The organism is Citrobacter gillenii, assembly GCF_013337685.1.
In the GTDB taxonomy this organism is placed as follows: Bacteria; Pseudomonadota; Gammaproteobacteria; order Enterobacterales; family Enterobacteriaceae; genus Citrobacter; species Citrobacter gillenii.
This window is the reverse complement of sequence record NZ_SUQN01000002.1, coordinates 331,971-356,668: the sequence shown is the minus strand read 5'-3', so window position 1 is coordinate 356,668 and position 24,698 is coordinate 331,971. Positions and strand designations below refer to the sequence as shown.

Sequence of the window (24,698 nt, the reverse complement as noted above, 5' to 3'; positions counted from 1 at the left end):
TTTAGCTACTGGCGCGCGCAATATAGCGCCAGTCCATCATCACCCTTTCTGTTGGGGCATCGGGGTTATCGATTTTATTCAGTAATAACCCCACCGCCTTGCGGCCAATATCACGCGAAGGTTGCTCAATAGTTGAAAGCTGTGGGGAGACCATTTCAGCCAATTCCGTACCGTCAAAGCCCACCACGGCGATATCCTGCGGGATCTGTAACCCGGCGTTGCTAATAGCACGCATCGCACCGGCTGCCAGCGTGTCCGATACCGCAAACACCGCGTCGGGTTTCACCTCCGCCGCCAGCAGGTTTTCCATCGCCGCGATCCCGGCGCGGGAACTTAACTCACGGGCGTACTCCACTGCCTGATACTCCAGCGATAACGCATGCAGCGCCGCCTTGTAGCCGCGTTCACGCAAACGGGCGTATTTATAGCTCAGGTCATGGTTGATCAGCGCAATACGCCGATAGCCCTTGTCTACCAGATGCGATATCACCGACTGCGCGGCGTCTACATCGTTAATGCCCACACAGGAAACCGCGCCTTTATCGGCATATTCCGCACACTGCACCCACGGAGCATCGCCAATCAGGGTGGTCAGTTCCGGTAATTTTGAGAAGGCATCCATGGTGATGATGCCGTCAACAATTTTACCTGACAGCAGCTTCAGCGCTGACTTCGAACGCGCTGTATCGGAACCAGAATTACACAGCAGAATGCGATAACCATTTTTCTCCGCCTCCTCCTCAATACCTTTCACCACCTCGGCACAAAATGGGTTGGCAATGTTGGAGACCATCACGAGGATCATTGAGCTTCGCGCCGTGCGCAGTTGACGAGCCAGCAGGTTGGGCTGGTAATTACTTTCCTTAATAGCCTGCAGCACACGCTCACGGTTTCTGGCCTTGACGGACTCACTGTTATTCAGCACACGTGATACCGTCGCTACCGACACACCGGCAAGCTGGGCGATTTTTTGAATAGACATAACGACGACACATCCTGCGTTTTACGCTTTGTGCTGAGGCTACCATAAAATCACCGCCCGGCGAACCGGACCGGTTTAACGCTGTACCGACACCCAGCGCTGCTGTTGATGGCTTTTTATAATCGCATCAATGACGTACATCACGTCTGCACCATCCTTGAACGAGGCAAAACGTCGGGCCTGTGGCGCGGGCATTTGGCCTGTCTGTACGGCCTGATAGAACTGCAGCATCATATTTTTAAACGCATCCGGCCAGCCCTCAATATGCCCACCGGGGAAATGCGCGCTGGCGGCGACATCGGCATTCATTAGCCCCGGATCGTCCGTCAGGATCTGGTTCGCCTGCTGGCGGTGGCCCACCCACAGTTGCTGCGGCGTTTCCTGATCCCAACTCAACGCGCACTGGCTGCCGCTAATCTCAAAGCTCAGATGGTTTTTGCGCCCGGCGCTAACCTGCGAGACGCTAAAGCAGCCTTTGCTGCCGTCGTCAAACCGCACCAGCACCGACCCGCGGTCTTCGGTGGTCACCGGTTTATCCTCCAACTGCCGACCAACCGTCTGCGAATTAAACGTCGCACCACCGGCCGCGTCCGCTTTCCGCGTGGGCCAGACGATCGCGAGATCGGCCATCACCTCAACAATGCGTTTACCGGTGACAAACTGCACCGTGTCGCACCAGTGCGAGCCAATATCGGCCACCGCCCGCGAGCCGCCGCCCAACGCCGCATCAACCCGCCAGTTGTAGTCGGTCTCCAGCAGCATCCAGTCCTGTAAATAGCTGCCCTGCACGGCAAACAGACGTCCAACGCTGCCATTGCGTACCATGCTGGCCGCCTGCTGCACCATCGCAAACTGGCGATAGACAAAACTCACGCCGTGCACGACCCCCGCCTGCTCCGCCAGCGTCACCAGTTCATGGGCCTCTTCGGGGGTCATGCACAGCGGTTTTTCAGAAAATACGTGCAGTCCAGCACGCAGTATCTGCCGGTTGATGTCGGCATGCAGATGATTCGGCGTACAGTTGTGGACCACCTGTAGCCCCGGGTGCGCCAACAGCGCTTCCACACTGCCATATGCATGAGGCACCTGTAGCACACTGGCCCGCGCCTGAGCCACCGCCAGCGAACTGTCGCAGAGTGCCACCACCTGCACATTCCCCAGTCGACGCAGCGCCTCAATATGCGCAGGCCCAATAAACCCGCTGCCAATAATGCCAACCTGGATCATTTGCGTACCTCATCGCCTGCGGCGAAATCATCAAATGCGTGGGATGAAACCGGAATAATATGCCGCTGAATAAACTCACGGCCTTCGCGGGCACCGGTTTCTGCGTCTTTCAGGCAGCATTCCCACTCCAGTACCGCCCAGCCGGGATAATCATATTGAGTGAGCTTGCTGAAAATCGTTTTGAAATCAACCTGCCCGTCGCCTAATGAGCGGAAGCGTCCAGCGCGGTCGATCCACGGCTGGTAACCGCCGTAGACGCCGCTGCGGCTGCTGGCTCGATACTCCGCATCCTTGACATGAAACGCTTTTATGCGCGAGTGATAGGCGTCGATAAATCCGAGATAGTCCATCTGCTGCAACAGCAGATGGCTGGGATCGTAGAGCATATTGCAGCGCGGATGATTATCCACCAGCGCAAGAAAACGCTCAAACGTGATGCCATCATGCAGATCTTCGCCGGGATGAATTTCAAAACAGACATCAACCCCCTGCTCATCAAAACCGTCGAGAATCGGCCGCCAACGGTCAGCCAGTTCCTGAAATGCCTCGGCAAAACGCTGCGCATTATGCGGCGGCCAGGGGTAAAAATAGGGCCACGCCAGCGATCCGGAAAACGTGGCGTGCGCCGTCAACCCCAGTTTTTGCGAGGCTGCCGCGGCCTGGTGTAACGTCCGCGTCGCCCACGCCTGTCGGGCCTGAGGATTACCGCGTACCGCCTGCGGCGCAAAACCATCAAAAGCGTCATCGTAGGTGGGATGAACGGCAACCAGTTGGCCTTCGAGATGGGTGGATAATTCGCTGATCGTCAGTCCGTGCTGCGCCAGCATTCCACGAATATCATCGCAGTAAGTCTGGCTAACAGCGGCCTGTTCAACATCGAACAGCGACGCATGATTACACGGCATCTGTATGGCTTTGTAGCCCAGACCCGCGGCCCACTGCGCCAGCCCGTCCAGGGTATTGAACGGGGATTGCCCGCCGATAAACTGCGCCAGAAAAATCCCCGGTCCCTTAATGGTTCTCATAACCCCTCCTGAATATTACGCCTGCTCTTTCTCGTCATACTTGAAAGAGAAAAGGAAAATCACGGCAATCACCGCCGCTGCAACCGCCGGGATCCACCAGAACGGGATCCATGACTCAGGTACTGCCTGCCCCGCCACCAGACGGTTATACAGCGCACCGGAAATTTGCGAGCCCAGCAGCATACCGATCCCGTAGGTAAACATTACGATCATGCTTTGCGCCTGACCTTTCACCTTTTCCCCGGCAATACGGTCGGTGTAGATAAAGCCGACCACAAAGAAGAAGTCGTAACACACCCCGTGCAGCAAAATACCGAGATACAGCAGGATGCGCCCTTCTTCGCTGATGCCCAGCGCAAAGAAGGCGTAGCGCACAAACCAGGCACACATACCGATCAGCAGCATGTATTTCACGCCCAGCCGTCTGAACAGGAATGGGATCACCAGCATGAAGAAGATTTCGGACATCTGACCGAACGACATCGCGGTACTGACATCCCCAACGCCCGCATCCGCCAGAAACGATGCGGTGTACGCGTAGTAGGTCCCCAGTGGTACCGAGATTAACGTAGCGCAGAGTGAGAAGACGAAGAAATGACGGGTTTTGAGTAAGGCGAAAGCATCGGCGCAAAACAGATCGCGGACTTTTACCGGCAACCCTTTCGCGGGCGCAGGCGTGTTTGGCAGCGTCAGGCTGTAGAGCGCCAGAATCACAGAGATAACCGCCGCCAGCGTAAAGATGCCGGTGGTATCCGAAATACCGGTCACGCCGATAAAGATCCCCGCAACAATCCAGCCTATGGTGCCAAATACCCGCACTACCGGGAAGGTTTTGTCTTTATCCGACAGGCTGTGAAACGCAATATTATTGGTCAGCGCCAGCGTCGGCATGTAGCACAGCGTGTAGCCAAACAGCAGGCCAATCAGCAGCGCACCGTTTTGCGCTACCAGCGCCTGCGGCACAAACCACAGGATCGCCGCCCCGGCGAGGTGCATCACCGCCATCACTTTTTGCGAGGCGAAAAAGCGATCCACCAGCATACCTAAGACAAACGGCGACAAGATTGAGGCTATCGGTCCGGCGGAAAACGCATCGCCAATCAGCAGCGACATGTTGTGCTGGCTCATCACCAGCCCCAGCGTGACGGACCAACTTCCCCAGATAAAGAACTGTAAGAACATCATCAGCGACAGCCGCGGCACCAGCAGCCGGTACTGTACGCTCTGTTTTCCACTACTCTCGGTTGTCGACACCATTTTTTGCCCCACCCTTAAAAAAGTAATCGATTACAAATAAGTTCAAATGAAAAGTAATCGATTACAAAATAAAGATCCTGTCAGTAAGAACAGAACTGGGAGATCAATCACGATAAAGTTCAGGGAGTGACCGATCTCATCGCAAAGGATGAGATCGGTAAGGGATTAGCGGGCTTTACGGCGCAGCAGTTTGAAGGCCACAAACAGGAACAGGATCCATGCCGGTAGCAGCATCGCCGACAGACGCATCTCATCCATGGTGCACATCAGCACCAGAATCATGCCGAGGAACGCAATACACAGGTAGTTTCCGGCCGGGTACAGCAGCGCTTTAAACTGAGTGTCACGCCCTTTGCGACGCATTACCGCGCGAAAGCGCAGGTGCGCCAGGCAAATCATGATCCAGTTCAACAGCAGCGTCGCCACGACCAGCGCCATCAGCAGGCTGAAGGCCTTTTGCGGCAGCGCGTAGTTGATCAGCACCACCAGCGAGGTGATCGCCCCGGAAAGCACCAGAGAGTTAACCGGTACGCCGCGACGGCTGACGCGGGTCAAGAACTTCGGCGCATTGCCCTGCACGGAGAGGCCAAACAGCATGCGGCTGTTGGAGTACACGCCGCTGTTATACACCGACAGAGAAGCCACCAGAATAACGAAGTTCAGCGCGGAAGCCACCACGTTGCTGTCAAGATTATGGAAAATCATCACAAACGGGCTGCTGTTTGATTTCACTTCAACCCACGGGTATAGCGCCAGCAGCACCACCAGTGAACCGATGTAAAACAGCAGAATACGATACACCACCTGGTTTACCGCTTTCGGAATACTTTTTTGCGGATCCTGCGCTTCTGCCGCAGTAATACCGATCAGTTCCAGTCCACCAAAGGAGAACATGATCACCGCCAGCGAGAGGATCAGCCCGTTCCAGCCGGTGGCAAAAAAGCCGTTATAGCGCCAGAGGTTATCGATACTTGCCTGTTCGCCACCGTGACCAGAAAACAACATCCAGACGCCGAAGCCAATCATGCCAATAATCGCCAGCACTTTGATCAATGCAAACCAAAACTCGGTTTCGCCATACAGTCGCACGTTGACCAGGTTGATGGCATTGATGATCACGAAGAATACGGCGGCCCAAATCCAGGTAGGCACATCGGGAAGCCAGTATTGCATGTAGATCCCAGCCGCCGTCAGTTCAGCCATGCCGACCAACACAAACATCACCCAGTAGTTCCAGCCAGACAGAAAACCGGCAAACGGTCCCCAGTATTTATAGGCAAAGTGGGCAAACGATCCGGAAACGGGTTCTTCAACCACCATTTCGCCCAGTTGGCGCATGATCAGAAACGCGATGATCCCGGCTACGCCATAGCCCAACAGCACCGCCGGTCCTGCCATTTGAATCGCCGGGCCAATGCCCAGAAACAGACCCGTACCAATTGCGCCGCCCAGCGCAATTAACTGAATATGGCGGTTTTGCAACCCCCGCTGAAGCGTCGGCTCACTCGTTGACGCGGCATCGGACACGCTGGTGTCGGATGCAGATGACGCGTTTTTCACGCCCTACCCCTGTGTCGTTTATATTGAAGGGGCTTCTTTTAACATTTCAACCTGGTTGTCGCAAGGCGCAATCGTTTGGATACGCCGGGCATCCTTGCCCAACGCACCGAGGCGCAGGAAAAAAGTCACCAATCAACGGGCGTTAGCGGAAGCCAACGCGTTGTTGTTATTTATTCAGATCAATACGCACCACGTTATCGGGTGCATCCGTGGAGTGGTCTTTATTGAATTTCTGCTTCACAGTGACAAACAGCGTTTGCCCATCCGCAGAGAGCAGCAGGCTATTCGGGTTCGGCGGCAGATCCCAGCTTTTCTTCACACTGTAGTCGGTTGCATTCAGGCTAAGTAGTTTCCCGGCATCACGCTGGGTAATATAGATTTCGTTGCGCTTTGCATTGAATTTCACCGCTAACGAATCGCCAACATCGAGTTGCTTGAGCAATTTACCGGTGTGGATATCCAGCACCAGAGTCGTTTTCGCTTGCGAGTTATCGGTGACAAACAAACGGCCCGTTTGCGCGTCTTCTGCCATATTCAGCAACAGCGCAGGTTTCTCACCCAGCGGCTTCCAGCGTTTCTCTATACGCTGATTACGCGGGTTGATCACCAGTATTTCGCCGCCGCCATTGGCGGCATAAATACGCTGAGTGACGTCAGAGTAATGCAGACCGGTCATCCATTTACCGGTGTTTTTGATACGGGTTTTCAGCTTCAGGGTTTCGGCATCCACCACCCAAATTACCGCCGGGTCAGCCACCGCGCCAATATAGAGCAGGCCATTATGCAGCAGCACCTGGCGCGCACCGTACGGGAAACCTTCGGCATTACGTTCCGGGAACAGTACACGGTTTTTCACTTTACCATCGGCGGTATTCAGGGCGCTCAGGCCGCCGTCCAGTGAGTTGGTAACGTACACCGTTTTACCGTCTGGCGAGAGCGCCATACCAAAGTTTTTCATATCGGTATGGCTTAGACCGAGCGTCTTGAGCGTTTTCGGATCCAGTTTGTAAACCACCCCGCCCTGGACATCTTTAAATCCTTCCGCACTGGCAACATACAGTGCATCGCCCGCCGGACTCAGCGCCATTTCATACAGACCATCAGCCAACGCACGCTGCTGGACATCAGTAGCAGCTGGCGTCACCGCTTTTTCCTGTACCGCCGTACGACTGGCTGGCGTTGAATGTGCGGCACAGCCACTTAGCGCTGCGGCAATCAGCAATGCCAGAGCGGATGTTGTTTTTTTCATTGCGGGGATCCTTACCAGAGTGTACGGAAATGGTTAATAACAAAAGAGAATGAGAACTATACGCATTATCTTTATTGAATCAAGAATAATTAGATCGTGAATAAAAAAGATGAAACGGAGGTTTGAAGAGTGCGACTGACGCGCGCTACCTCCGCTTTCTTATAATTACCGTGAATTATTCTGGACGAAAAGGCACCGCAGGCCACAAAATGCACCTTACTGTTTTTTCAACATTTTTAAACGCGTTCCCCAGGTCAGGTTCCTGTCACGCGCTTTAAGCCACGCCGGGCAGCGACCGTCATGAATAAGATCATTAAACGTCTTGAAATCATCAAAAGTGCCATCGAACTGGAAGATGACGAGATCATTTTCCAGCAACTAGTGCATTTGAAAAATGACACGTTGACGGACGTACCGAAGACGATCGTTCAGGCGCTTGAAGCACGACGCTTCAGCGATGCCCTGCATGAAATCACCGGCTGGCTGCAATCACAGCGAGCGGTATCAACGTGGCAAGATCCCGGCATCGCTGCCAGCAAACTTGAGCTAAAAGCACTTGAAACACAGTTGCGCGACTTAATTGATAAACGCAATGCACGCATTCAAATCCTTGATGACTTCAACGACTTGTATCATCAGCACCTTGGGCCGCTGATGAGTCGTATTCTCGAGTTGCGTAAACATCTGGCCGCCAGTGCGCAACGTAAGCAGGAAGCCGAGCGCAAACGCCGGGAAAAAGATTATCAGTCCTGTCAGCACTTTATTTCTCAGGCGGTCGATCAACTGGCGCAGCTCAAACAGCAGTGGATGAGCCAGCGTTCAGACTCGCGCGAATCAGTGGAAACCCGGCAGCGCATTCAGCAGCAAACGGAGCTTATCACCGCCCTGCTGGCGGAAATTCGCGAACTGGAAAACGACTTTTCCCGCCAGGATGACAGCGCCACCCGCCAGGCGCAGGAAGAAGCCCGTCATGAATATGATGAATATCAGGAGCAACAGCAGGACGCGCAGCATCGTTATAACCGCGAACGGACACTTTCTCATGATGAGCGCAATGAACTAAAACGCCTGTGGCGTCAGGCCAGTCGCCTGTGCCACCCGGACGTGGTTGCGGATGACCTGAAAGATAAAGCGCACCAGATGATGGTACAGTTGAATCAGGCGCGACAAAATGCCGATCTGGCCGCCGTTCGTACGCTGCTTACCCAGTTGCAAAACGGTCTCGAACCGATGATGGCAAGCGACCGCCTTAACGATCTGCAACATTTACGCCGCAAGATACAGCAGCTCAGAGAGCAAATTAGCAGCTTGCTCAATGAAATTAGCGAACTGGAAGCTGAGAACGCCTGGCGCCTCGCCGCCTCTGTGACAGATAAGGAAGCCTACTTTGCCGACCAACAACGGGCGTTAACCGAGATCCGCAATACGCTGGAAGATCAGGTACGCCAGGTCGAGCAAGAACTGCTGGCCGGATAAGCCGACGACGTACAAAAAACAAGCTAATCGCTATTCTTTCGTGTGATTTTCAAATTAAGCACAAAAAGACAATTTTAGAATTAAATCCTTGAAACTTATAAAATCAAAGAACATAACACCATAAAACAAAATGAAGACGTAAATAAATTTGAATATGGCAATATTTTCATCCCTCCCCTATACACCCTCCGCGCCAGCCTGGTTTAAGTTAAGAATTATCTTACAGCGTTCTCATTGTGCTAAAAATGAGCCCTATCCAACTGAATTACGCTCTTTTTTGGCGACCTTCTTAGCCACACCTATCAGAATCCCCTGTGTCTCTAGGGTTATCCAGTCCGCAATTTTCTCGATTCATAAGCGAAATCTATCAATCAACTGCCCAGAGGTGATTTAAACGATTTATCTTAAATTTTAACAAAGTGTAATATCAACATTAAGAATAGTTAAAGATTTTAATAAATACAGAAAGTATCTGTTGAAACCGAAATTAATAAGGATACGTTCAAAACACAGAACGGAATATTCGTTTTAATTAACATTTCACGCATCGCGAGGAACTCTTTTTAATAAAAAAAAGAGGCGATTGCTTGCATCAAAATTTCAAGGAGATCGTTATGTCTAAAGCTGTATTTTTGGGTGACTCACTTTACCCGTGGCTTGGCATGCGAGAAATTTTACGTGGTTCAGCATTATTTACGGATATCACGTACCACTCCTCTCAGACGCTTTCTGCCGTCAACATACATTCTCATAAATTGGATTGCATCATTATTAATCCTGGCAATTCTGATTTTTTAAAATATGCCAGAGTTATCCGCAACATGGCCTTACGCCCTGCGACGATGATTATCGTTCTGGCCGATGAAGCCACTTTTTCACTTTTTCAAACCGTTTGCGGGATGAACATGCATTTTCTCGATCAAGACGACTCTCTTGATCAACTTTTGCACGCATTCACCTCTATCACTCAAATAAAAAAATCACGCACTATCAAAGCAGTACATAACAAAATAACCGCAAACGAATTTAACGTCATGATGATGTTGGCCCGCGGTTGGACGCTGACTCAAATCGCCGGCGCATCGCAAAAAAGTGAAAAAACCATTGGGGCGTACAAAAGCAACATTGCCAGAAAGCTTGGCAAAACCAATACCCGGCTCAAGTACACCATCTCGCACTATAGCCAGCCGTAACTGACTTATTTAAGGACGACCATAACGATTATTTTTTAAAAGGGACTCACTTTCAGTTCGTCTTTTATTCCGCGAAACCCGGAAGGGATCCCCATTTTTAAAAATCGACCTGCCAGGTAGCACTCCCGCGTGCCAACCATAGCCAACAACTCAACGTAATAACGCATGCAATATAAAATGCAGATAAGGGTTATATATGAATAAAGTTTACAGCATTATTTGGAACGCGGTACTCGGTATCTGGGTTGTCGTTTCTGAATTAACCAAAGGCAAGAAAAAAAGCAGTTCGCGTAAAACTGTCGCGGTATTGGCGGCCAGTGCATTAAGCGGTGCTTCAATGCTGGCATCTGCGGCACCGATTATCGATACAGGTGAGCACAATATTTATACTGACTATCAGAGAGGTATTTCAGCTGAGGTAAATGAAGGAATTCATAATTATGGCTTCTTATATGAAGATAACTCTACCGGTCAGGCGCTCAACATCAGCGGCGCAATCCCAACGATTGCCCCAGGTCAAAGCGGCGTTGTGGAGTCAACCACCATCAGAGAGCTGCTGCAAAACGGAAAAATCACCCTAAAAGCCACCGGGCCGGATCAGAACGTCAAAACGATCTCCACCGTGGAGCAACTGGCAGAATACCTGACTCATACTCAATCGGCGAAACCTTCGCAGAGCATAGATTTTGATGTTTTTGATCCGGCGCTTCCGGGAGAACCCGAGCCAATTAAAGTCTTCGATACCAGCGCATTAGCCGGTTTTATCACCGAATCACAAATCGGTGATGCGGTGTTGAACACTTATGATCCACAGCAAACGCAAGTCTATAAGCAATTTGGTATCGCTCTGGCGACAAACGGAGGCATCGCCAATCTGAATATTGGCAACGACACGCTTTACGTACGTGACAAGGCCAATACCATCGAATTGCTGGCCAAGGACTCCTCACTGCTGCAAGCGCAGGGTGCCAACAGCCAGGTGAACTGGAAGTCCGATAACTACATAAAATTCAACGCTGCCCCGGTTGTACCAACGGAAACATTTAACGGTTCACAAACCACCTCCGTATTTGGCACTGATGTAACGCTACTGGCTTACGGTTATAACGACACCGGTGAGGTTATCGAAACAGGTACCAAAACGTTCTCGATTACAACGGCCGCGGAGCTGGCTGAGTTCAATAGCTGGCTATTAGGCGAAAGTGATGACGCCGCACAAAAACCGGATGGACAAAAAGTCAGCCAGATCCAGCTGTGGCTGGATGCCGAAAATAGCCAAATAACGACGGTATCCGCTGCGCAAGCGAAGTATGCCGAGTTGATTGAAAACGTGCTTAGTTCCGGTAAAAAATCTGACGTTATCACCTGGGATTATGACGTCTGGACCGACGGCCTGTCGCATACGAATAACACTACCGCCGGGCGTGGTGAACTGCACGCCATCTATGCCAACGGCGCTGGGACTACCGGCACCCTGAACCAAGGTGCGATGATCGCCGTTGACGGCAGCATTAATGGCGTAATGAAAGCCATTGACGGTGGGGTTATCACTAACCTCGGCGAACTGAACGCATTGCGTTCCTCCGGCGGGCAAAGTCTGGCCATCGGCATGTTGGCGAAAGACGCCACTGCTACCAACCACGGCACCATCAACTCCGGGTTGTTTATTGATAAAGACGGTAATCAAAAGGTCAACAGCTATGGCGCATTTGGCATGCAGGGGCAAGGCGCCAGCACCATTACCAACAACGGCACCATCAACCAGGCCATCACCACCGATAACTTCGGTACCGCCTCTGCCGCCGATCCCTGGAGTAAAGATGATCCTGATACCTCGCTGACGCTGGCCATTGGCATGCAACTGTCCAACACTGCACAGGGCGTGAATAACGGCGATATCAATATCGTCGACGGGAGCAAAAACAGCGCATCCTTTGGTAAAGGCACCGCCTTTGGCGTAGAAGTCGCCGACAACGCGACATTTACCAACGCGCAGAATGCCTCTATTTATCTTGGCCGCGACGCCAATGACCTGTCCCTGGATGCCACCCTGCCAGGCGGCTCCAGCCCAAGCGCCGGGATCATGACCAAAAGTGCCAGCGAGGTCATCAATAAGGGGCTCATCACGCTGGGCGTCGGCATACGCAACGCTGCGGGGATCTTGATCGGCAACGCGACAGGCAACGTGCTGAATACCGGCAATATTGTGGTCAATGGCGATGGTCGTGGAGGGAATATCAAGAACTACGGCATCACTGTTCGTGACAGTGGCGCTGAAAATGGTCAGATCATTCGCAATGACGGCAAGATCAACGTCAATGGCACCAACAACGTCGGTATTCACGTCAGCGCGACGAAAAAAAATGCCCTGGTGACCACCAGCGACTCAGGCTCTATTGTGGTAGACGGTACCGGCGGTGTGGGTAACCGTAACTACGCTATCTGGGCTGAGGGTGGCGTTAATGGTCAGGCGACGGTCAACGTCGATTCCGCTATCACACTTAACAAAGCCGGGAACATCGGCGTGCACGTGCGTGATAACGCCATCGCGAATGTCGACACCCTGAGCAGTCCACTATTCAACAACACCAACCAGATTGGTTATTACCTGTATGGCAAAGGGGCTACCGCCAACATTGGTCAGGCGGTGATGAATGACAACGGCCAGGAGCGTACCACCATTTTCCGCATTGCCAATGGTGCAAAACTTGCAGGTAATACGACCAACCCGAAAGATAATTCGAGTTCCAATCTCGACCTGACCTTAAGCGGTAAAAACTCCGTCGGCGTCCTCGCCACCGGCGGAGGCAGTAGTGTAGACACCGGCGAAGCCACGTTTAGCGTGAAAGGCTCCGATTCCGCAGCCCTGCTGATTGAAGGCGGCGCGAAAGGGACCATCAGCGATAAAACCACCATCAATTTAACCGGTGAAAGAACCATTGCCGGGATTGTTGACGGTAAGGCACATAAGTTGAATGGCGACGACGAGCAAGGTAACCCGACTGAAACTACCCTCACCTCAAACGCGAAGATCACCTCTGAAACTGGCGGTAACGAGGTTATTGCCTATGTGGCAAGAAATCTCGGCAATCTGACCCTTGGTGCCAACGCCATTATCGATCTAGCCAGCACCGACAGCATCGGTGTTGATGTACAGCAAGGCGGGCGTTTCACCAACAATTCCGACAATGCCCTGCATGTCAGTAACGGTATCGGTGTTCGGGCTTCGGGAGCCAGTGCGCAGATTAATAAACTGGGCCAAATCCTGGTCGATGATGGTACTGCCGGTGTTCTACTGACTGAAGGTGCCAGTTTACTGATTAATGGCATTTCCGGTGACAGTATTACCACCAACGGTTCCGCTGACGGTATTCGCCTCGCCGATAAAGCCGGTGCGCTGTCCGCGCAAAGCGTGATGATCCGCGCCGATGGAACTGGCGCAGGCATTCAAAACGATGCCAACAACAACAATATCCTGCTGCGCAACGTGACCATTGACTCCAACGATGGCGCGGGGATCCGCACCAGCGTGGCGCTCACCATGACCGATCGTGACAGCGAGGGAAATATCCTCAACGTTCACGGGAAAGGTACCGGCTTCGCCTTTGAACAACGTAATGGCGGCGAAACATCGGGCGACCTGAGCATAGGCAAAGGCTATACCATTGAGGTCCTTAAGGCTGAAGGCAGCGGTATTCGCGCGAATACCGATGGCGCGCTCACCACCAATGCCGATATCAATGTACGTGACGGCGCAGGCGGCTCGGCGATCATCGCGAAGAACGTCCGCGCCGTCAGCAATAGCGGCAAAATTATCTCTGCCAGCACCAGCGCACCGGTGATTGATGCCAGCGGTGACAGCAATAAAAAAATCACCAACACCGGCACCCTGCAGGCCATCAACGACACGGCCGTAGCCATTCAGTCTGGTAAAGGCAATGACGCCATTGATATCAGCGGCGGTGTGACCAGCGGCGTGATCAACACCGGTGAAGGCACGGACACCTTTAACTGGCAAAGCGGCACCTTTGCGGGCGAGGTGAATTTCGCCGGCACCGGCGGTAACAATACGGCCAAGATCGGCGATGTATCACTGGATAAAACGCGCCATATCATTACCGCTGCGGGTACGGGCAACGCCCTCACCTTCACCAACACCCACGGCGACAGTGCAAAAATTGGCAGCCTGAACAGCGATAACCAGACCACCGGCACCAACATTGGCACTGGCTGGGACTCGCTGACCATTACCGGGTCAAACGCGGATGTCCGCGTCGTTGAAAATCTGAGTCTGGCGAGCAAAACCATTGCCGTAAACGATGGTGCAACGCTGCGTACCGGCGACCACGTCGAGTCCACCAGCACCGCCGCGACCATTGGCAATTATAACGTGAAAACCCAGGGCACCAGCAGCAGGGTTATCTTTGATACCCAGGGTGATACGTCAGCCGCGCAAATTTACGACGGCGTCATCAGCGGTGACGGGAAATTTGAACGTGCGGCAGGTGGGACTACGATCTTCACCGCCAACAACACCTACACCGGTTCCACCTCCATTGATCAAACGGGGACGCTGCAGTTAGGTTCCGGCGGCGATACCGGCGAAGTCAGCGCCGTATCAAACATCCTCGACAACGGCGTACTGGCGATTAATCGCGCCAATAATGTGCTGCTCGGCGGCGTCATTTCGGGTATCGGCGCGCTGCAGCAAATCGGCGGTGGCATTACGCGCCTGGCGGGCGATAACACCTATACCGGTGACACCACCGTCACCCACGGTACGCTGCTGGTAAACGGTAATCAGAGTGCGGCTACGGGCGCAACCACCGTCAGCGGCATGTCCACGCTTGGCGGTAACGGCACTATCGGCGGCAACGTGCTGATGAACGACGCCTCGACCCTCAGCGCGGGTGACGGCGGTGCGGGAACGTTAACCATTAACGGCGGCCTGCAACTGGGCAGCAAAACCACCTCCGCCTTCGAGCTGGGTCAGGCGTATACGCCGGGTGGCGCGCTGAATGACCTGATTACTGTCAGCGGCAATCTGCAACTGGACGGGACGCTGGACGTCACCACGTCTCAGGGCGGTAATTTTGGACCGGGTGTGTACCGTATTTATAACTACGGCGGCACGCTGGATAACCGGACGCTGGAGCTGGGCGCGGTGCCAGACAGTCAGGATAAGAGCAACATTTTTGTCCAGACCGCTATCGACAAACAGGTCAACCTGGTCAACGCCAACGGCGTCACGCTGCAATTCTGGGACGGCGCAACCGTCAACCAAAGCCACGGTAAATCGGGCATTGAAGGCGACAGCAAGATTGACGGCGGCGATGGCAAATGGATGGCGATTGGCGATCAGGGTGACAACAACTGGACAACGGCCACCGGCGAGGGCAACGCGCCGTGGGCGCAGAAATCCTTCGCCGTGTTTACCACCAAAGGCGGTACCGTCACCGTGGATGACGCCAAAGGTGACGTCAATTTCTCCGGAGCACAGTTTGACGCCGACGGCTATGTCGTGAAAGGCGATGCGCTCAACGCTTATGCCACCACCGAAACGGCCACACATGCGGGTCAAACGCCGGGCACCGGTGAACTGCTGCTGCGCGTCGGGGCCGGTGGCGCGGGACAAAACTATACCGCGACCATTGAATCTATCCTTCGCGAGGCCAGCGCCCGCGATCGGCTGACGCTGGTGAAAACCGACCTCGGCCGTCTGATCCTCAGCGGTGATAACGAATATCGCGGCGGCACGCGCATTGACGGCGGCACCTTGCAAATCTCCGCCGACAGCAACCTCGGCCAGAGTGGCACGGATTTGGTCATCAATAACGCCTCCACGCTGCAACTGGGCGCTGATTTGACCAGCAACCGTACCATCGAGCTGGGCGCCAATGCTAACGCGGCGGTATTTGATCTCAATTCGCACCATTTCACCCCAACCGGCGATATTACCGGAGATGGCAAGCTGAAAGTGACCAGTAGCTCAAGCGATGCGGGCAGCACCTTAACGCTTGACCGCGCCAACAGCTACCAAGGGGAAACCGAAATTGCCGGGACCGGGAATAGCCATAATGTGACGGTTAACGTCAGCAAAACCGGAGCGTTCGGCAGCAATGAAAGCAGCACTGTTAACGTCAATAACGGCGCAACGCTGAACATCAATGGTGCAGACACCAGCCTGACATCGCTGACCATGAACATCGCCGACAGTCTGTTAACGCTGGCCGATACCGTCACTGCCGCCAGCGCCAACCTGAATCTGACAGGTAAAGCGAAAGCAGTATTACGCGATAAAGCCACCGCTGCTAACGCGACGGTCAACGTAGCGAAAGACAGCACCCTGGCACTGGAAGACAACGCCAGCGGCGGCAATGCCACGGTAAACAACAGCGGCCTGATGACCGCGGCTGATAACGCGATGGCGGAAAATACGGTGGTCAAAAACCTGGCGGACGGCCTGGTGGATGTCAGCGCAGTCAACAGCGCCACCTCCATCGGTTCACTGTCCGGTGCGGGTAATGTCGAGCTGGGTAACAAGCAACTGTCGCTGGGTAATCTAAATCTGGCTGACACTATCAGCGGCGTTATCAGCGGCAACGACGGCAGCCTGGTGAAAATCGGCGACGGTACGCTGACCCTGACCGGCGACAACACCTGGACCGGCATCACGGATGTTGACCAGGGCGTGCTGCTGGTCAACGGTAATCAGTCTGCCGCAACCGGCCTGGTCACGGTGAAAACCGGCGCTACGCTCGGCGGTAACGGCATTATCGGCGGCGCGGTGGATGTGCAGGATAACGGTCACATTACCGCCGGTGCGGCCATCAACAGCGTCGGTAAACTGACCACCGGTTCGCTGACGCTAAGCGATAACGCACAGCTGGATTATCAGTTTGGTCAGGCCTATACCCCAGGCGGAGCTTTCAACGATCTGATTGATGTCAACGGCGATCTGACGCTTGACGGCAAGCTCAACATCGAGACCTCACCGAACGGCAGTTTTGACGTTGGGGTTTATCGCGTGATCAACTATACCGGCACGTTGACCAATAACGTGATGGATATTGCTAACGCACCGGAAGCCGCTGACAGCCTGTATGTACAAACCTCGGTTAAAAATCAGGTAAACCTGGTCAACCATGCCGGGCTGACGCTGCGCTTCTGGGACGGCACCGGCGGTGAGAACGGCAACCTGAAAAACAACGGCGTGATTAACGGTGGCGACGGGATCTGGCAATCCAGCCAGGGGAATGACAACTGGACCACCGATGAATCCACGCCAGAAGGCGCGCTGAACGCGCCATTTACCGATGCCGCGTTTGCCGTCTTCCAGGGCGAGGCAGGCAATGTGACGGTCGATAACAGCAAAGGCGATGTCATCATCAGCGGTGCGCAGTTCGCCACCGACGGTTATCGCGTTGGCGGTGAGGCTATCACCACCGATACCGCCAATACGCTGATCCGCGTTGGCGATGGTACGGTAGACGGCGTTAACTACACCGCCACCATTGACAGCGTGATCCGCGGCACCGGCGGCCTGAATAAAGGCGATCTTGGTACGCTGATCCTCACGGGCGACAATACCTACAGCGGTGGTACCACTATCACTTCAGGTACGCTTCAGGTAGCCGGTGATACCAACCTCGGCGCAGCAGATACTGGCATCACCTTTAATGGTGGTACGCTGAAATATGGCGACGCGTTCGATACCGCACGTCAGGTAACGCTGGAATCCGGTGGCGGGACGTTCGACACCAACGGGCACGATGTATCCCTGCTGACCGAAGTCGAAGGTCATGGTCAGTTGATTAAAACCGGCAAAGGTTCACTGACCCTGACGCTGGATAACACCTACACCGGCGGTACCACCATCAACCAGGGCGTATTACAACTCGGCACCGGCGGCGATATCGGCAGCATTCAGGGTGATATCGTTGATAATGGCGTGCTCAGCGTCAATCGCGCTGATACCCTGGCATTAACCGGTGATATCAGCGGCAAAGGTCAACTGCACCAGACCGGCAACGGCACCACCGAGTTGCAGGGTAAAAACAGCTACAGCGGCGCAACGCTGATTACCCACGGCGTGCTGCAAGCGGGTGATACCAACACCCTGAGCGCGGCGTCGCACCACTATGTAGTTGCGGACACTACGCTTAACACCCAAGGCTACAACCAGACGGTAGCCGGGCTGAGTAACGGCGGCGATGTGTCGCTTGTCGGTCAGCAAATTGGTACAACCTTAACCGTCAAAGGAGACTACACCGGCGAGAAAGGCACCCTCAACATGGCAGCCACGCAGAATGGTCGCGGCGCGGGTATTGCCGATCGCCTGATTATCGACGGCGGTAAAGCCAGCGGGAAAACGTTGCTAGATGTTGACGGCTCCGGCCTCGGCGCGCCTACCGTGGGTGACGGCATCGAAGTGGTCACCGCGCTGAATGGCGCCACCACCACCGCGCAGACCTCGCGAGACGCCTTCCATCTTGCCGCTGAACGCATGGCTGCGGGTGCATTTGAGTACCAACTGCACGCCGGTAACGCGCAAGGTCAGGGTGAAAACTGGTATCTGAGAAGCGAATACCGTCCGGAAACCATGCTGTACTCCGGCCTCGCCAGCGTCGTTCGCCAGGGTGACATCAGCCTGCTGGGTAACATGCACCAGCGTATGGGTGACGAGGTGAAACCGGGTATTGATGAAGATAACCGCGCGTGGGCCAGAATGATTGGTTACTCCGGCAAAACCAAGCTGGATGATGCGACAGGGACACAAACCAATTCACATACCATGGGCATCCAGGTCGGCGTCGATATGTACGCCAATGAAAGCTGGAATGCCGGGATGTATGCCAGCGTGCTCGACATCGACAGCAGTGTTAAAGGCACCAAAACCGGCAGCGATGGCAAAGGCGGTAATATCGATGACAACGCGTTTTATGTTGGCGGTTATGCCACCTGGTTCTCGGATGACGGAATGTATGTCGACAACGTCCTGCAGTACGGTAACCATAAATCCCGTCTGTCGGCATCCGGAAATAACGGCTCGCACACGGTGAAAGGCAATACGCTGACGGCCTCAACGGAAGTGGGCAAGTCATTCCGTTTAGGCGCCAGCGCCTGGAGTCTGGAGCCTCAGGCGCAGTTGATCTATCAGTACAGCAACTTCGATAACAGTACGTTGGATGGCGTCACCCAAACGAAGGTCAAGATGGATACCGCCGATTCGTTTACCGCGCGTCTGGGTGTACGTCTGGTCGCAGACTATGATACCAACCACGGTAAATTCCAGCCTTACGGCCGGGTGAACGTCTGGCAGGGTCTGGGTTCAAAAGACAAGACGCAGTTTAGCAATGCGGTTGCCACCACTACGCTGGAATCGTCACAGCAGTACTCCAGCACCGAAGTCGCCGCCGGACTGAGCTGGTCTATTGACCGGAATGTGCAGGTCTACGGTGAATTGGGTACGCAATTCAGCAACGGCAGCAGTAAGTCGCAGATTGAAGCCCCGGTGAATGCATCTATTGGCTTTAAGAAATCGTTTTAATCTAACGTAAACGTAGCCAGCCCTCTGTTATTACAGAGGGCTTTTTTATGCGCGAGGGAATCAACATCGGTTGTCCGGCGGTTGTCCGGATAACGCGCGTGCGCCGCCATCAGGAAAAAGGCGTTATAGCCCAGGGAGAGAGTGATTAACGGCTAAATTGGGTTAACAGTGCGGGAATGTCTTCGGCCATCACCGGAGGAGAGATGAAAAAACCCTGAATTTTATCGCAGCCAATCAGCGTCAAACGTTCTAACTGGGCATGGGTTTCTACCCCTTCCGCCAGCACTTCAATGCCAAAATTGTGCGCTAATGAAATAATACCCTCAACGATCTTTGCCGATCGGGTATCGGGCTCGATGCCTGCAACAAATTCTTTATCAATCTTTAAGGTATCAAACGGATACTTCAGCAGATAATTAAGGTTAGCGTGCCCGGTACCAAAATCATCAAGCGCCAGCTTCACCCCAATCGCCTTCAGTTCTGTCATGTTTTTAGCGGCTATCTGGCTGTCGCACAGCGGCGACGTTTCCGTGATCTCTATTTGGCATCGATGAGCAGGCAGTCCACTGGCGGCGAGATTTTGTCTGACACGTTGTGGGAGCAGTGGATCGCAGAATTCAAGGGCAGAAATATTAACAGAGAGAGAAAGAGGGTCTGGCCAGGAGGCGGCAATATCCCATGGAGGGTTGCTTACCATCTCCTCTATGGAAAATATATTGCCGCTATTTTCCAGCACCGTAATAAAAACATCAGGGGAGATCATGCCCATCTGTGGGCTATTCCAACGCATTAATGCCTCAAACCCACTAATAGTGTGGGTTTGTAAGTTAAAAATAGGTTGATAAACCATATAAAGCTGACTGGTATTGAATGCTTTTTCAAGCGCCGTTAGCACATCACTGGAATCTAACACACCCCTTCCCCCCCATCACCACAACAAAAACCAGTCGAAATCACTCCCAAATTGTATCTACTTTTACGTATTTCACATCAGAAAAGAATATTCAGATCAGGGTAAAAAAGACAAGCTATGGGTAAACCTAATAATTAATTTATTTAAATCAGAGGTATTGGCCAGCCCCAGTTTCGTAACGACCCGCATCTTGTGCGCTTGAATCGTTTTATAATTCAAACTGACTAATTCAGAAATTTCTCTGGCAGTATAACCACTTACCAACAGATTGAGGATCTGCTGTTCTCTTTCCGTGAGCCTTTTCTGCGACCGATACAGTCGGGGATTCCATTTCCCAGCCGCCAGCGTAGCCAGTTGTCCAAAATCACGCAGTGATGACTTTTCCGTCAGGACAATGGTCTTTTCCACATATAATAACTCAACACATAATTTCGCCACCAAACTGTCAGCGACAATGACAATAACGTTATTATAAAATTTAAATCGGTTTTTATTCAAAAACTGCACAATTGCAGAACACGGTTGTTCATTGTTAATGATATTAAAAACCATTGTTTGATGTTGGCACAATGATGATTGCTGCAACATATCCTCAAACGGGAATGTTTTGATAGGGATATGTTTACTTGTCAGATAGGCGAACATACCGCTGCCCACAAAATTATCAGTGCCGCACATCAACATCCTGTTCACCGTTCCTTATAAACTTCGAATCTTATTACTCATTAAAAATTTGATGATTATTTTCTCGACTTCCGCCTCTTCACGACGGTTCTTATAGTCAAACTCGCACGATATCTGGTAGCAGGAGTACAACTGATTATCATCATCAAACTCATTGATCATGACGACATCAATCACTTTGAGATCAAGCAGTAAACTGCCAAACACATCAAAATCCAGGGCGGCACCTTTAATAACCGCATCTTTATAAAGGAATCGTGCATTCACATCCTTAACGATTAATGCGCAGCCCCCCTGAGAAATATTTTTAACCTTCAGTGAGTAATTTTCGCCGTTTTTGTAACGACCAGAACAGAAAAAATCATAGCCCTTGAGGAAGGAGAAACGCTGATTTTGTCGCTGTTGCGCAAAGAAAATCATATCCGGGATAAGGTACGACAACCCTGCTTGCGCATCACCTGCGGACGCCTGTTCGTATCTGGCGCTAAATTTAACAATCCCGCTATCACTGTGCAGGATGAAGTATTGGACCTTTTCAGGAACGATGTCTTTGTGCGGAGAAAGCACAAAGCGCTCGAAATCAATCTTTTCTAACTGTGTGATAACGCTGTTGTTTTCACATAAGACTTCCAGTTTAGTCTTCTTGTGCAACTCTTCGCGCAGGATCGCTATGATTTCAAACTTGTTGTCCTTTGCTAATCCAAAGCTCATTCTCAAACCCTTATTTCCATATTTAAGAAATGTTCCGGTCTTGTTCGCAGACAAAAACACGAAATCAGCATCCACTCCTGGCGCTTAATTACCTTAGTGGATTCCATGTCAAACTGTTGATAAAAATTTAAGTTTTTAACTATCTTTAATGTTTTATTGATATGTAAAAACGTTTGATACGGGTTAATTCTAGCTGAAGTGAAGTCTAAAACCACGCGAAGTTGCGCAACAAGCATAACAAAAAAGAATAACAAGACGTTTTCAGCAGGGGTTTGGGGATAACGAATTTAGCTTATGGCAAAAAAAGCCAGCATCATGCTGGCTCCGGTAATTACCGTATTAAACTCTAGTGGCATACTATCTTACAGAGGGTACAACGTGAGAAAATCAGTACTGCTGCTTAACGAGGGTCCGAGCTGAATCCGCAATAATCATTACTGCACCCGCCAGCATTAATGTATCTTTTAACACTAGCCGCCCGGCCCCCGATAAATACGGGAAACCATGGTGCAGATCGCCTAGCGGCATAACCCATGCTTCCGGCGTGGTGATTAAAAAAGACAGGGTGACAATCGGTGTAGCGAATGCCAGAATCCCGCCGATTAATCCCAACCTGCGGCTGAGCGGATTTGCCAGCACCAACAAGGCAATAATTATCTCAACCACGCCCAGTCCATTAGAGAAGCTGTAGGTATTATTCGCTGCTTGCCATTCCCGCTCCTGCGGTTTAAATTCCCCTTCATGCGTCAAATGCTGCTGATACTCTTGCGGATGTTCATAAAAAAATGACATTAGCGGACTGTTGGCCACGAATGGCGTAATACTGTCGGCTTCGTATGGAACGAATTTTAATAATCCAATCCAGATAAACACAATGGCGATGCTCAGGCGAATCAGGGCTAATCCGATGCGATCGGCCTTGCCCAGTAAGCGAAGATATTTTTCCATACTAACCGCCCTTACTTGTACAAAATCGCCGTAGCGTAAGTGCTGCTGTCAATACGCATTGAGGTGATTTTCCACGATGATGCCTGTTTCTCCTGCGCCAGTTTTGCAATGGCCTCCTCAATCACAGAAGGCGCGGCTGAGACGGCTGACACGCTAACGTGGGCAATTTCGGTTGGCGACTGCGCCAGCGCGGAAAACGTGACAGGTGCAGTCAGTAAAGAGGTCATCAGTAAAGTTGCTTTCAACATATTCATTTCTATTTCCATTAACCAGTCAATTCAGTGTTAATATAATAAACTCACACATTCTATTTATTGCCATCCGTAACGCCAGAATAACTGTTCATACGTATTATTTAGGTACTGTGCTACACGCATAAAAAAAGCCCCACACGGGTGGGGCAAAAAGGCAGACACAGCGTTTTATTATTTAACTAATGCGAATAGATCGTTTAATGATTCGCTCATGCTCGGGTGGGTAAATATTTGGTCACGTAAAACGGTATAGGGTAATCCCGCATCCATAACGGTTTTAACGATATTAATCATTTCATGTGAATCCACACACAATAGCGAGACACCTAATATCCGTTGGGTATTCACATCAACCACGGCTTTGAGCATACCGCGCGTATCATCCATCACCCGAGCCCGCGGGATCGCCGTAACGGGTAACGTCACGACCTGAACCTCCGCCCCGCTGGCTCTGGCCTGCTCTTCGCTCATCCCCACGCGAGAAAGCGGCGGTGTCATAAACACGGAATACGGCACATTCTGGCGGTCGCCGGTGTTGCGCAACCCATCGCCCAATAAACTGTCGCGCACAATGCGGAAATCATCCAGCGAGATATAGGTAAATTGCAATCCGCCAGTCACGTCGCCCATGGCCCAGATATTATCTGCCGAGGTGCGCAGATATCTATTCACGATAATTCCGCCCCGATCGTTGACGTCCACGCCAGCATTTTTCAGTTGCAGTGCTTCCGTTGCCGGTTTACGCCCCGAGGCGATCAGTAGCGCGTCCACCGAATGCGTCTCTTCTGGCATCTGTATCTGTACCGCACCGTCCTGGGACGATACCGAGTGTACATTGGCATTCAGAATCAGCTCGACACCTTTGTCGCGCAAAATGCGGGCAATGGCATCAGCGACATCCCGGTCTTCACGCGGTAAAAATAGCGGCGCGGCTTCAAAGATAGTGACCTTGCTTCCAAAATTGGCAAACATGGACGCGAATTCCACGCCAATGTACCCGCCGCCCAAAATCCCCAACCGCTGAGGACGCTGCGCCAGATTCAGCAACCCAGTGCTGTCGAATACGCCAGGTGTGCTGGATAATCCTTTAATATCAGGCATCGTCGACTGCGCACCGGTATTAATGAAAATCTTCTCGCCGCGGAGTTCACGCGTGCCGGTCGCCTGGATGACCCGCACAGTATGGTTGTCAACAAACTCAGCGCGCCCTTCAATCACATCGACATTGTCCAGACCGGCAAGGTTATGGAAGTTTTTATCACGCAGAAAGCGAACAACGTCTGTTTTGCGTTGCATTGCGGCGGCAAAGTCATGCTGCATTTCGGCATCATGCACCAGCGTTTTAGTGGGTATACAGCCGATATTGATACATGTCCCGCCATACATGGTGTTGGACTGCTCAATAATCGCCACCTTCCAGTCTGCTTTTGCCAGCGTCGCCGCCAGCGTTTTACCTGCTTTGCCAAAACCAATAATGATCGCCTGATACTGATTCATACTGCCTCTTTGCAAAATCACTGTTCATTTGTTAACCCGAAGTATAAGGACTGACGAACATGAACAGCGTATCCATAACGCGCTTATTTATGTCAAATCGTCTAAAGTGAACCATGCAAATTTGTGAAAGCACAAACCATATTACCAACTAACCATTTGATGGTATTAATTT

The 24,698-nt window shown here is 52.2% G+C and carries 15 protein-coding genes; 3 read left to right on the top strand and 12 right to left on the bottom strand.

Annotated features, from left to right (window positions below; translation table 11 throughout):
• Window position 1: 1 nt before the first annotated feature.
• The 6 genes from FCH32_RS05405 to FCH32_RS05380 form a co-directional block, all read right to left on the bottom strand.
• Window positions 2-982 (bottom strand): LacI family DNA-binding transcriptional regulator, encoded by a 981-nt coding sequence (locus tag FCH32_RS05405; RefSeq protein ID WP_174360619.1) that lies wholly within the window; start codon window positions 980-982, stop codon window positions 2-4.
• Between the two features lie 75 nt (window positions 983-1,057).
• A complete protein-coding gene (locus FCH32_RS05400) occupies window positions 1,058-2,209 on the bottom strand; it encodes a Gfo/Idh/MocA family protein (RefSeq protein ID WP_174360618.1) in 1,152 nt (383 codons plus the stop codon).
• Entirely contained in the window at window positions 2,206-3,234 is a 1,029-nt protein-coding gene (locus FCH32_RS05395) for a sugar phosphate isomerase/epimerase family protein (protein WP_117342187.1), read from the bottom strand. Before FCH32_RS05395 ends, FCH32_RS05400 begins: the two co-directional genes overlap by 4 nt.
• 15 nt (window positions 3,235-3,249) lie before the next feature.
• Complete coding sequence (locus tag FCH32_RS05390; RefSeq protein WP_115259150.1) at window positions 3,250-4,491, bottom strand: MFS transporter; 1,242 nt, start codon at window positions 4,489-4,491, stop codon at window positions 3,250-3,252.
• Between the two features lie 165 nt (window positions 4,492-4,656).
• On the bottom strand, window positions 4,657-6,051 hold the full coding sequence (pheP, locus tag FCH32_RS05385) for a phenylalanine transporter (protein WP_174360617.1): 1,395 nt from the start codon (window positions 6,049-6,051) through the stop codon (window positions 4,657-4,659).
• 166 nt (window positions 6,052-6,217) lie between these two features.
• Complete coding sequence (locus FCH32_RS05380; protein ID WP_115259151.1) at window positions 6,218-7,300, bottom strand: YncE family protein; 1,083 nt, start codon at window positions 7,298-7,300, stop codon at window positions 6,218-6,220.
• Window positions 7,301-7,600: 300 nt separating this feature from the next.
• Between FCH32_RS05380 and FCH32_RS05375 the strand changes: the two genes are divergently transcribed.
• The 3 genes from FCH32_RS05375 to FCH32_RS05365 all read left to right on the top strand — a co-directional run bounded on the left by FCH32_RS05375 (window position 7,601) and on the right by FCH32_RS05365 (window position 19,519).
• On the top strand, window positions 7,601-8,776 hold the full coding sequence (locus tag FCH32_RS05375) for a coiled-coil domain-containing protein (protein WP_153879365.1): 1,176 nt from the start codon (window positions 7,601-7,603) through the stop codon (window positions 8,774-8,776).
• 614 nt (window positions 8,777-9,390) lie between these two features.
• Entirely contained in the window at window positions 9,391-9,969 is a 579-nt protein-coding gene (locus tag FCH32_RS05370) for a helix-turn-helix transcriptional regulator (protein ID WP_115259153.1), read from the top strand.
• A 196-nt stretch (window positions 9,970-10,165) separates the two neighbouring features.
• Window positions 10,166-19,519 carry an autotransporter outer membrane beta-barrel domain-containing protein gene (locus FCH32_RS05365; RefSeq protein WP_174360616.1) on the top strand — a complete coding sequence of 3,118 codons (9,354 nt, stop codon included), beginning with the start codon at window positions 10,166-10,168 and terminating at the stop codon, window positions 19,517-19,519.
• A 145-nt stretch (window positions 19,520-19,664) separates the two neighbouring features.
• On the opposite strand, the gene FCH32_RS05360 is transcribed toward FCH32_RS05365, so the two are convergent.
• The 6 genes from FCH32_RS05360 to rclA all read right to left on the bottom strand — a co-directional run bounded on the left by FCH32_RS05360 (window position 19,665) and on the right by rclA (window position 24,526).
• Window positions 19,665-20,432 carry a putative bifunctional diguanylate cyclase/phosphodiesterase gene (locus tag FCH32_RS05360; protein WP_117342181.1) on the bottom strand — a complete coding sequence of 256 codons (768 nt, stop codon included), beginning with the start codon at window positions 20,430-20,432 and terminating at the stop codon, window positions 19,665-19,667.
• Between the two features lie 96 nt (window positions 20,433-20,528).
• A complete protein-coding gene (locus FCH32_RS05355; protein ID WP_174360615.1) occupies window positions 20,529-21,110 on the bottom strand; it encodes a helix-turn-helix transcriptional regulator in 582 nt (193 codons plus the stop codon).
• Window positions 21,111-21,131: 21 nt separating this feature from the next.
• Entirely contained in the window at window positions 21,132-21,827 is a 696-nt protein-coding gene (locus FCH32_RS05350) for a PilZ domain-containing protein (RefSeq protein WP_117342180.1), read from the bottom strand.
• Between the two features lie 387 nt (window positions 21,828-22,214).
• The gene (gene rclC / locus FCH32_RS05345) at window positions 22,215-22,775 is read right to left on the bottom strand and encodes a reactive chlorine resistance membrane protein RclC (RefSeq protein WP_174360614.1); all 561 of its coding nucleotides are present in this window, start codon (window positions 22,773-22,775) and stop codon (window positions 22,215-22,217) included.
• A gap of 11 nt (window positions 22,776-22,786) precedes the next feature.
• Window positions 22,787-23,023, bottom strand: a complete 237-nt coding sequence (gene rclB, locus FCH32_RS05340; protein ID WP_170973021.1) for a reactive chlorine resistance periplasmic protein RclB — start codon at window positions 23,021-23,023, stop codon at window positions 22,787-22,789.
• Between the two features lie 177 nt (window positions 23,024-23,200).
• Window positions 23,201-24,526 carry a reactive chlorine resistance oxidoreductase RclA gene (gene rclA, locus FCH32_RS05335; RefSeq protein WP_135912420.1) on the bottom strand — a complete coding sequence of 442 codons (1,326 nt, stop codon included), beginning with the start codon at window positions 24,524-24,526 and terminating at the stop codon, window positions 23,201-23,203.
• Window positions 24,527-24,698 lie beyond the last annotated feature (172 nt).

What these genes read in the sequence shown, in the direction of transcription:
- FCH32_RS05355 (WP_174360615.1), bottom strand. Translation starts at nt 21,110, where the DNA reads ATGTGCGGCACTGATAATTTTGTGGGCAGCGGTATGTTCGCCTATCTG.
- FCH32_RS05370 (WP_115259153.1), top strand. Translation starts at nt 9,391, where the DNA reads ATGTCTAAAGCTGTATTTTTGGGTGACTCACTTTACCCGTGGCTTGGC.
- FCH32_RS05365 (WP_174360616.1), top strand. Translation starts at nt 10,166, where the DNA reads ATGAATAAAGTTTACAGCATTATTTGGAACGCGGTACTCGGTATCTGG.
- FCH32_RS05405 (WP_174360619.1), bottom strand. Translation starts at nt 982, where the DNA reads ATGTCTATTCAAAAAATCGCCCAGCTTGCCGGTGTGTCGGTAGCGACG.
- FCH32_RS05375 (WP_153879365.1), top strand. Translation starts at nt 7,601, where the DNA reads ATGAATAAGATCATTAAACGTCTTGAAATCATCAAAAGTGCCATCGAA.
- rclB (WP_170973021.1), bottom strand. Translation starts at nt 23,023, where the DNA reads ATGTTGAAAGCAACTTTACTGATGACCTCTTTACTGACTGCACCTGTC.
- FCH32_RS05350 (WP_117342180.1), bottom strand. Translation starts at nt 21,827, where the DNA reads ATGAGCTTTGGATTAGCAAAGGACAACAAGTTTGAAATCATAGCGATC.
- FCH32_RS05400 (WP_174360618.1), bottom strand. Translation starts at nt 2,209, where the DNA reads ATGATCCAGGTTGGCATTATTGGCAGCGGGTTTATTGGGCCTGCGCAT.
- rclC (WP_174360614.1), bottom strand. Translation starts at nt 22,775, where the DNA reads ATGGAAAAATATCTTCGCTTACTGGGCAAGGCCGATCGCATCGGATTA.
- FCH32_RS05395 (WP_117342187.1), bottom strand. Translation starts at nt 3,234, where the DNA reads ATGAGAACCATTAAGGGACCGGGGATTTTTCTGGCGCAGTTTATCGGC.
- FCH32_RS05380 (WP_115259151.1), bottom strand. Translation starts at nt 7,300, where the DNA reads ATGAAAAAAACAACATCCGCTCTGGCATTGCTGATTGCCGCAGCGCTA.
- FCH32_RS05390 (WP_115259150.1), bottom strand. Translation starts at nt 4,491, where the DNA reads ATGGTGTCGACAACCGAGAGTAGTGGAAAACAGAGCGTACAGTACCGG.
- rclA (WP_135912420.1), bottom strand. Translation starts at nt 24,526, where the DNA reads ATGAATCAGTATCAGGCGATCATTATTGGTTTTGGCAAAGCAGGTAAA.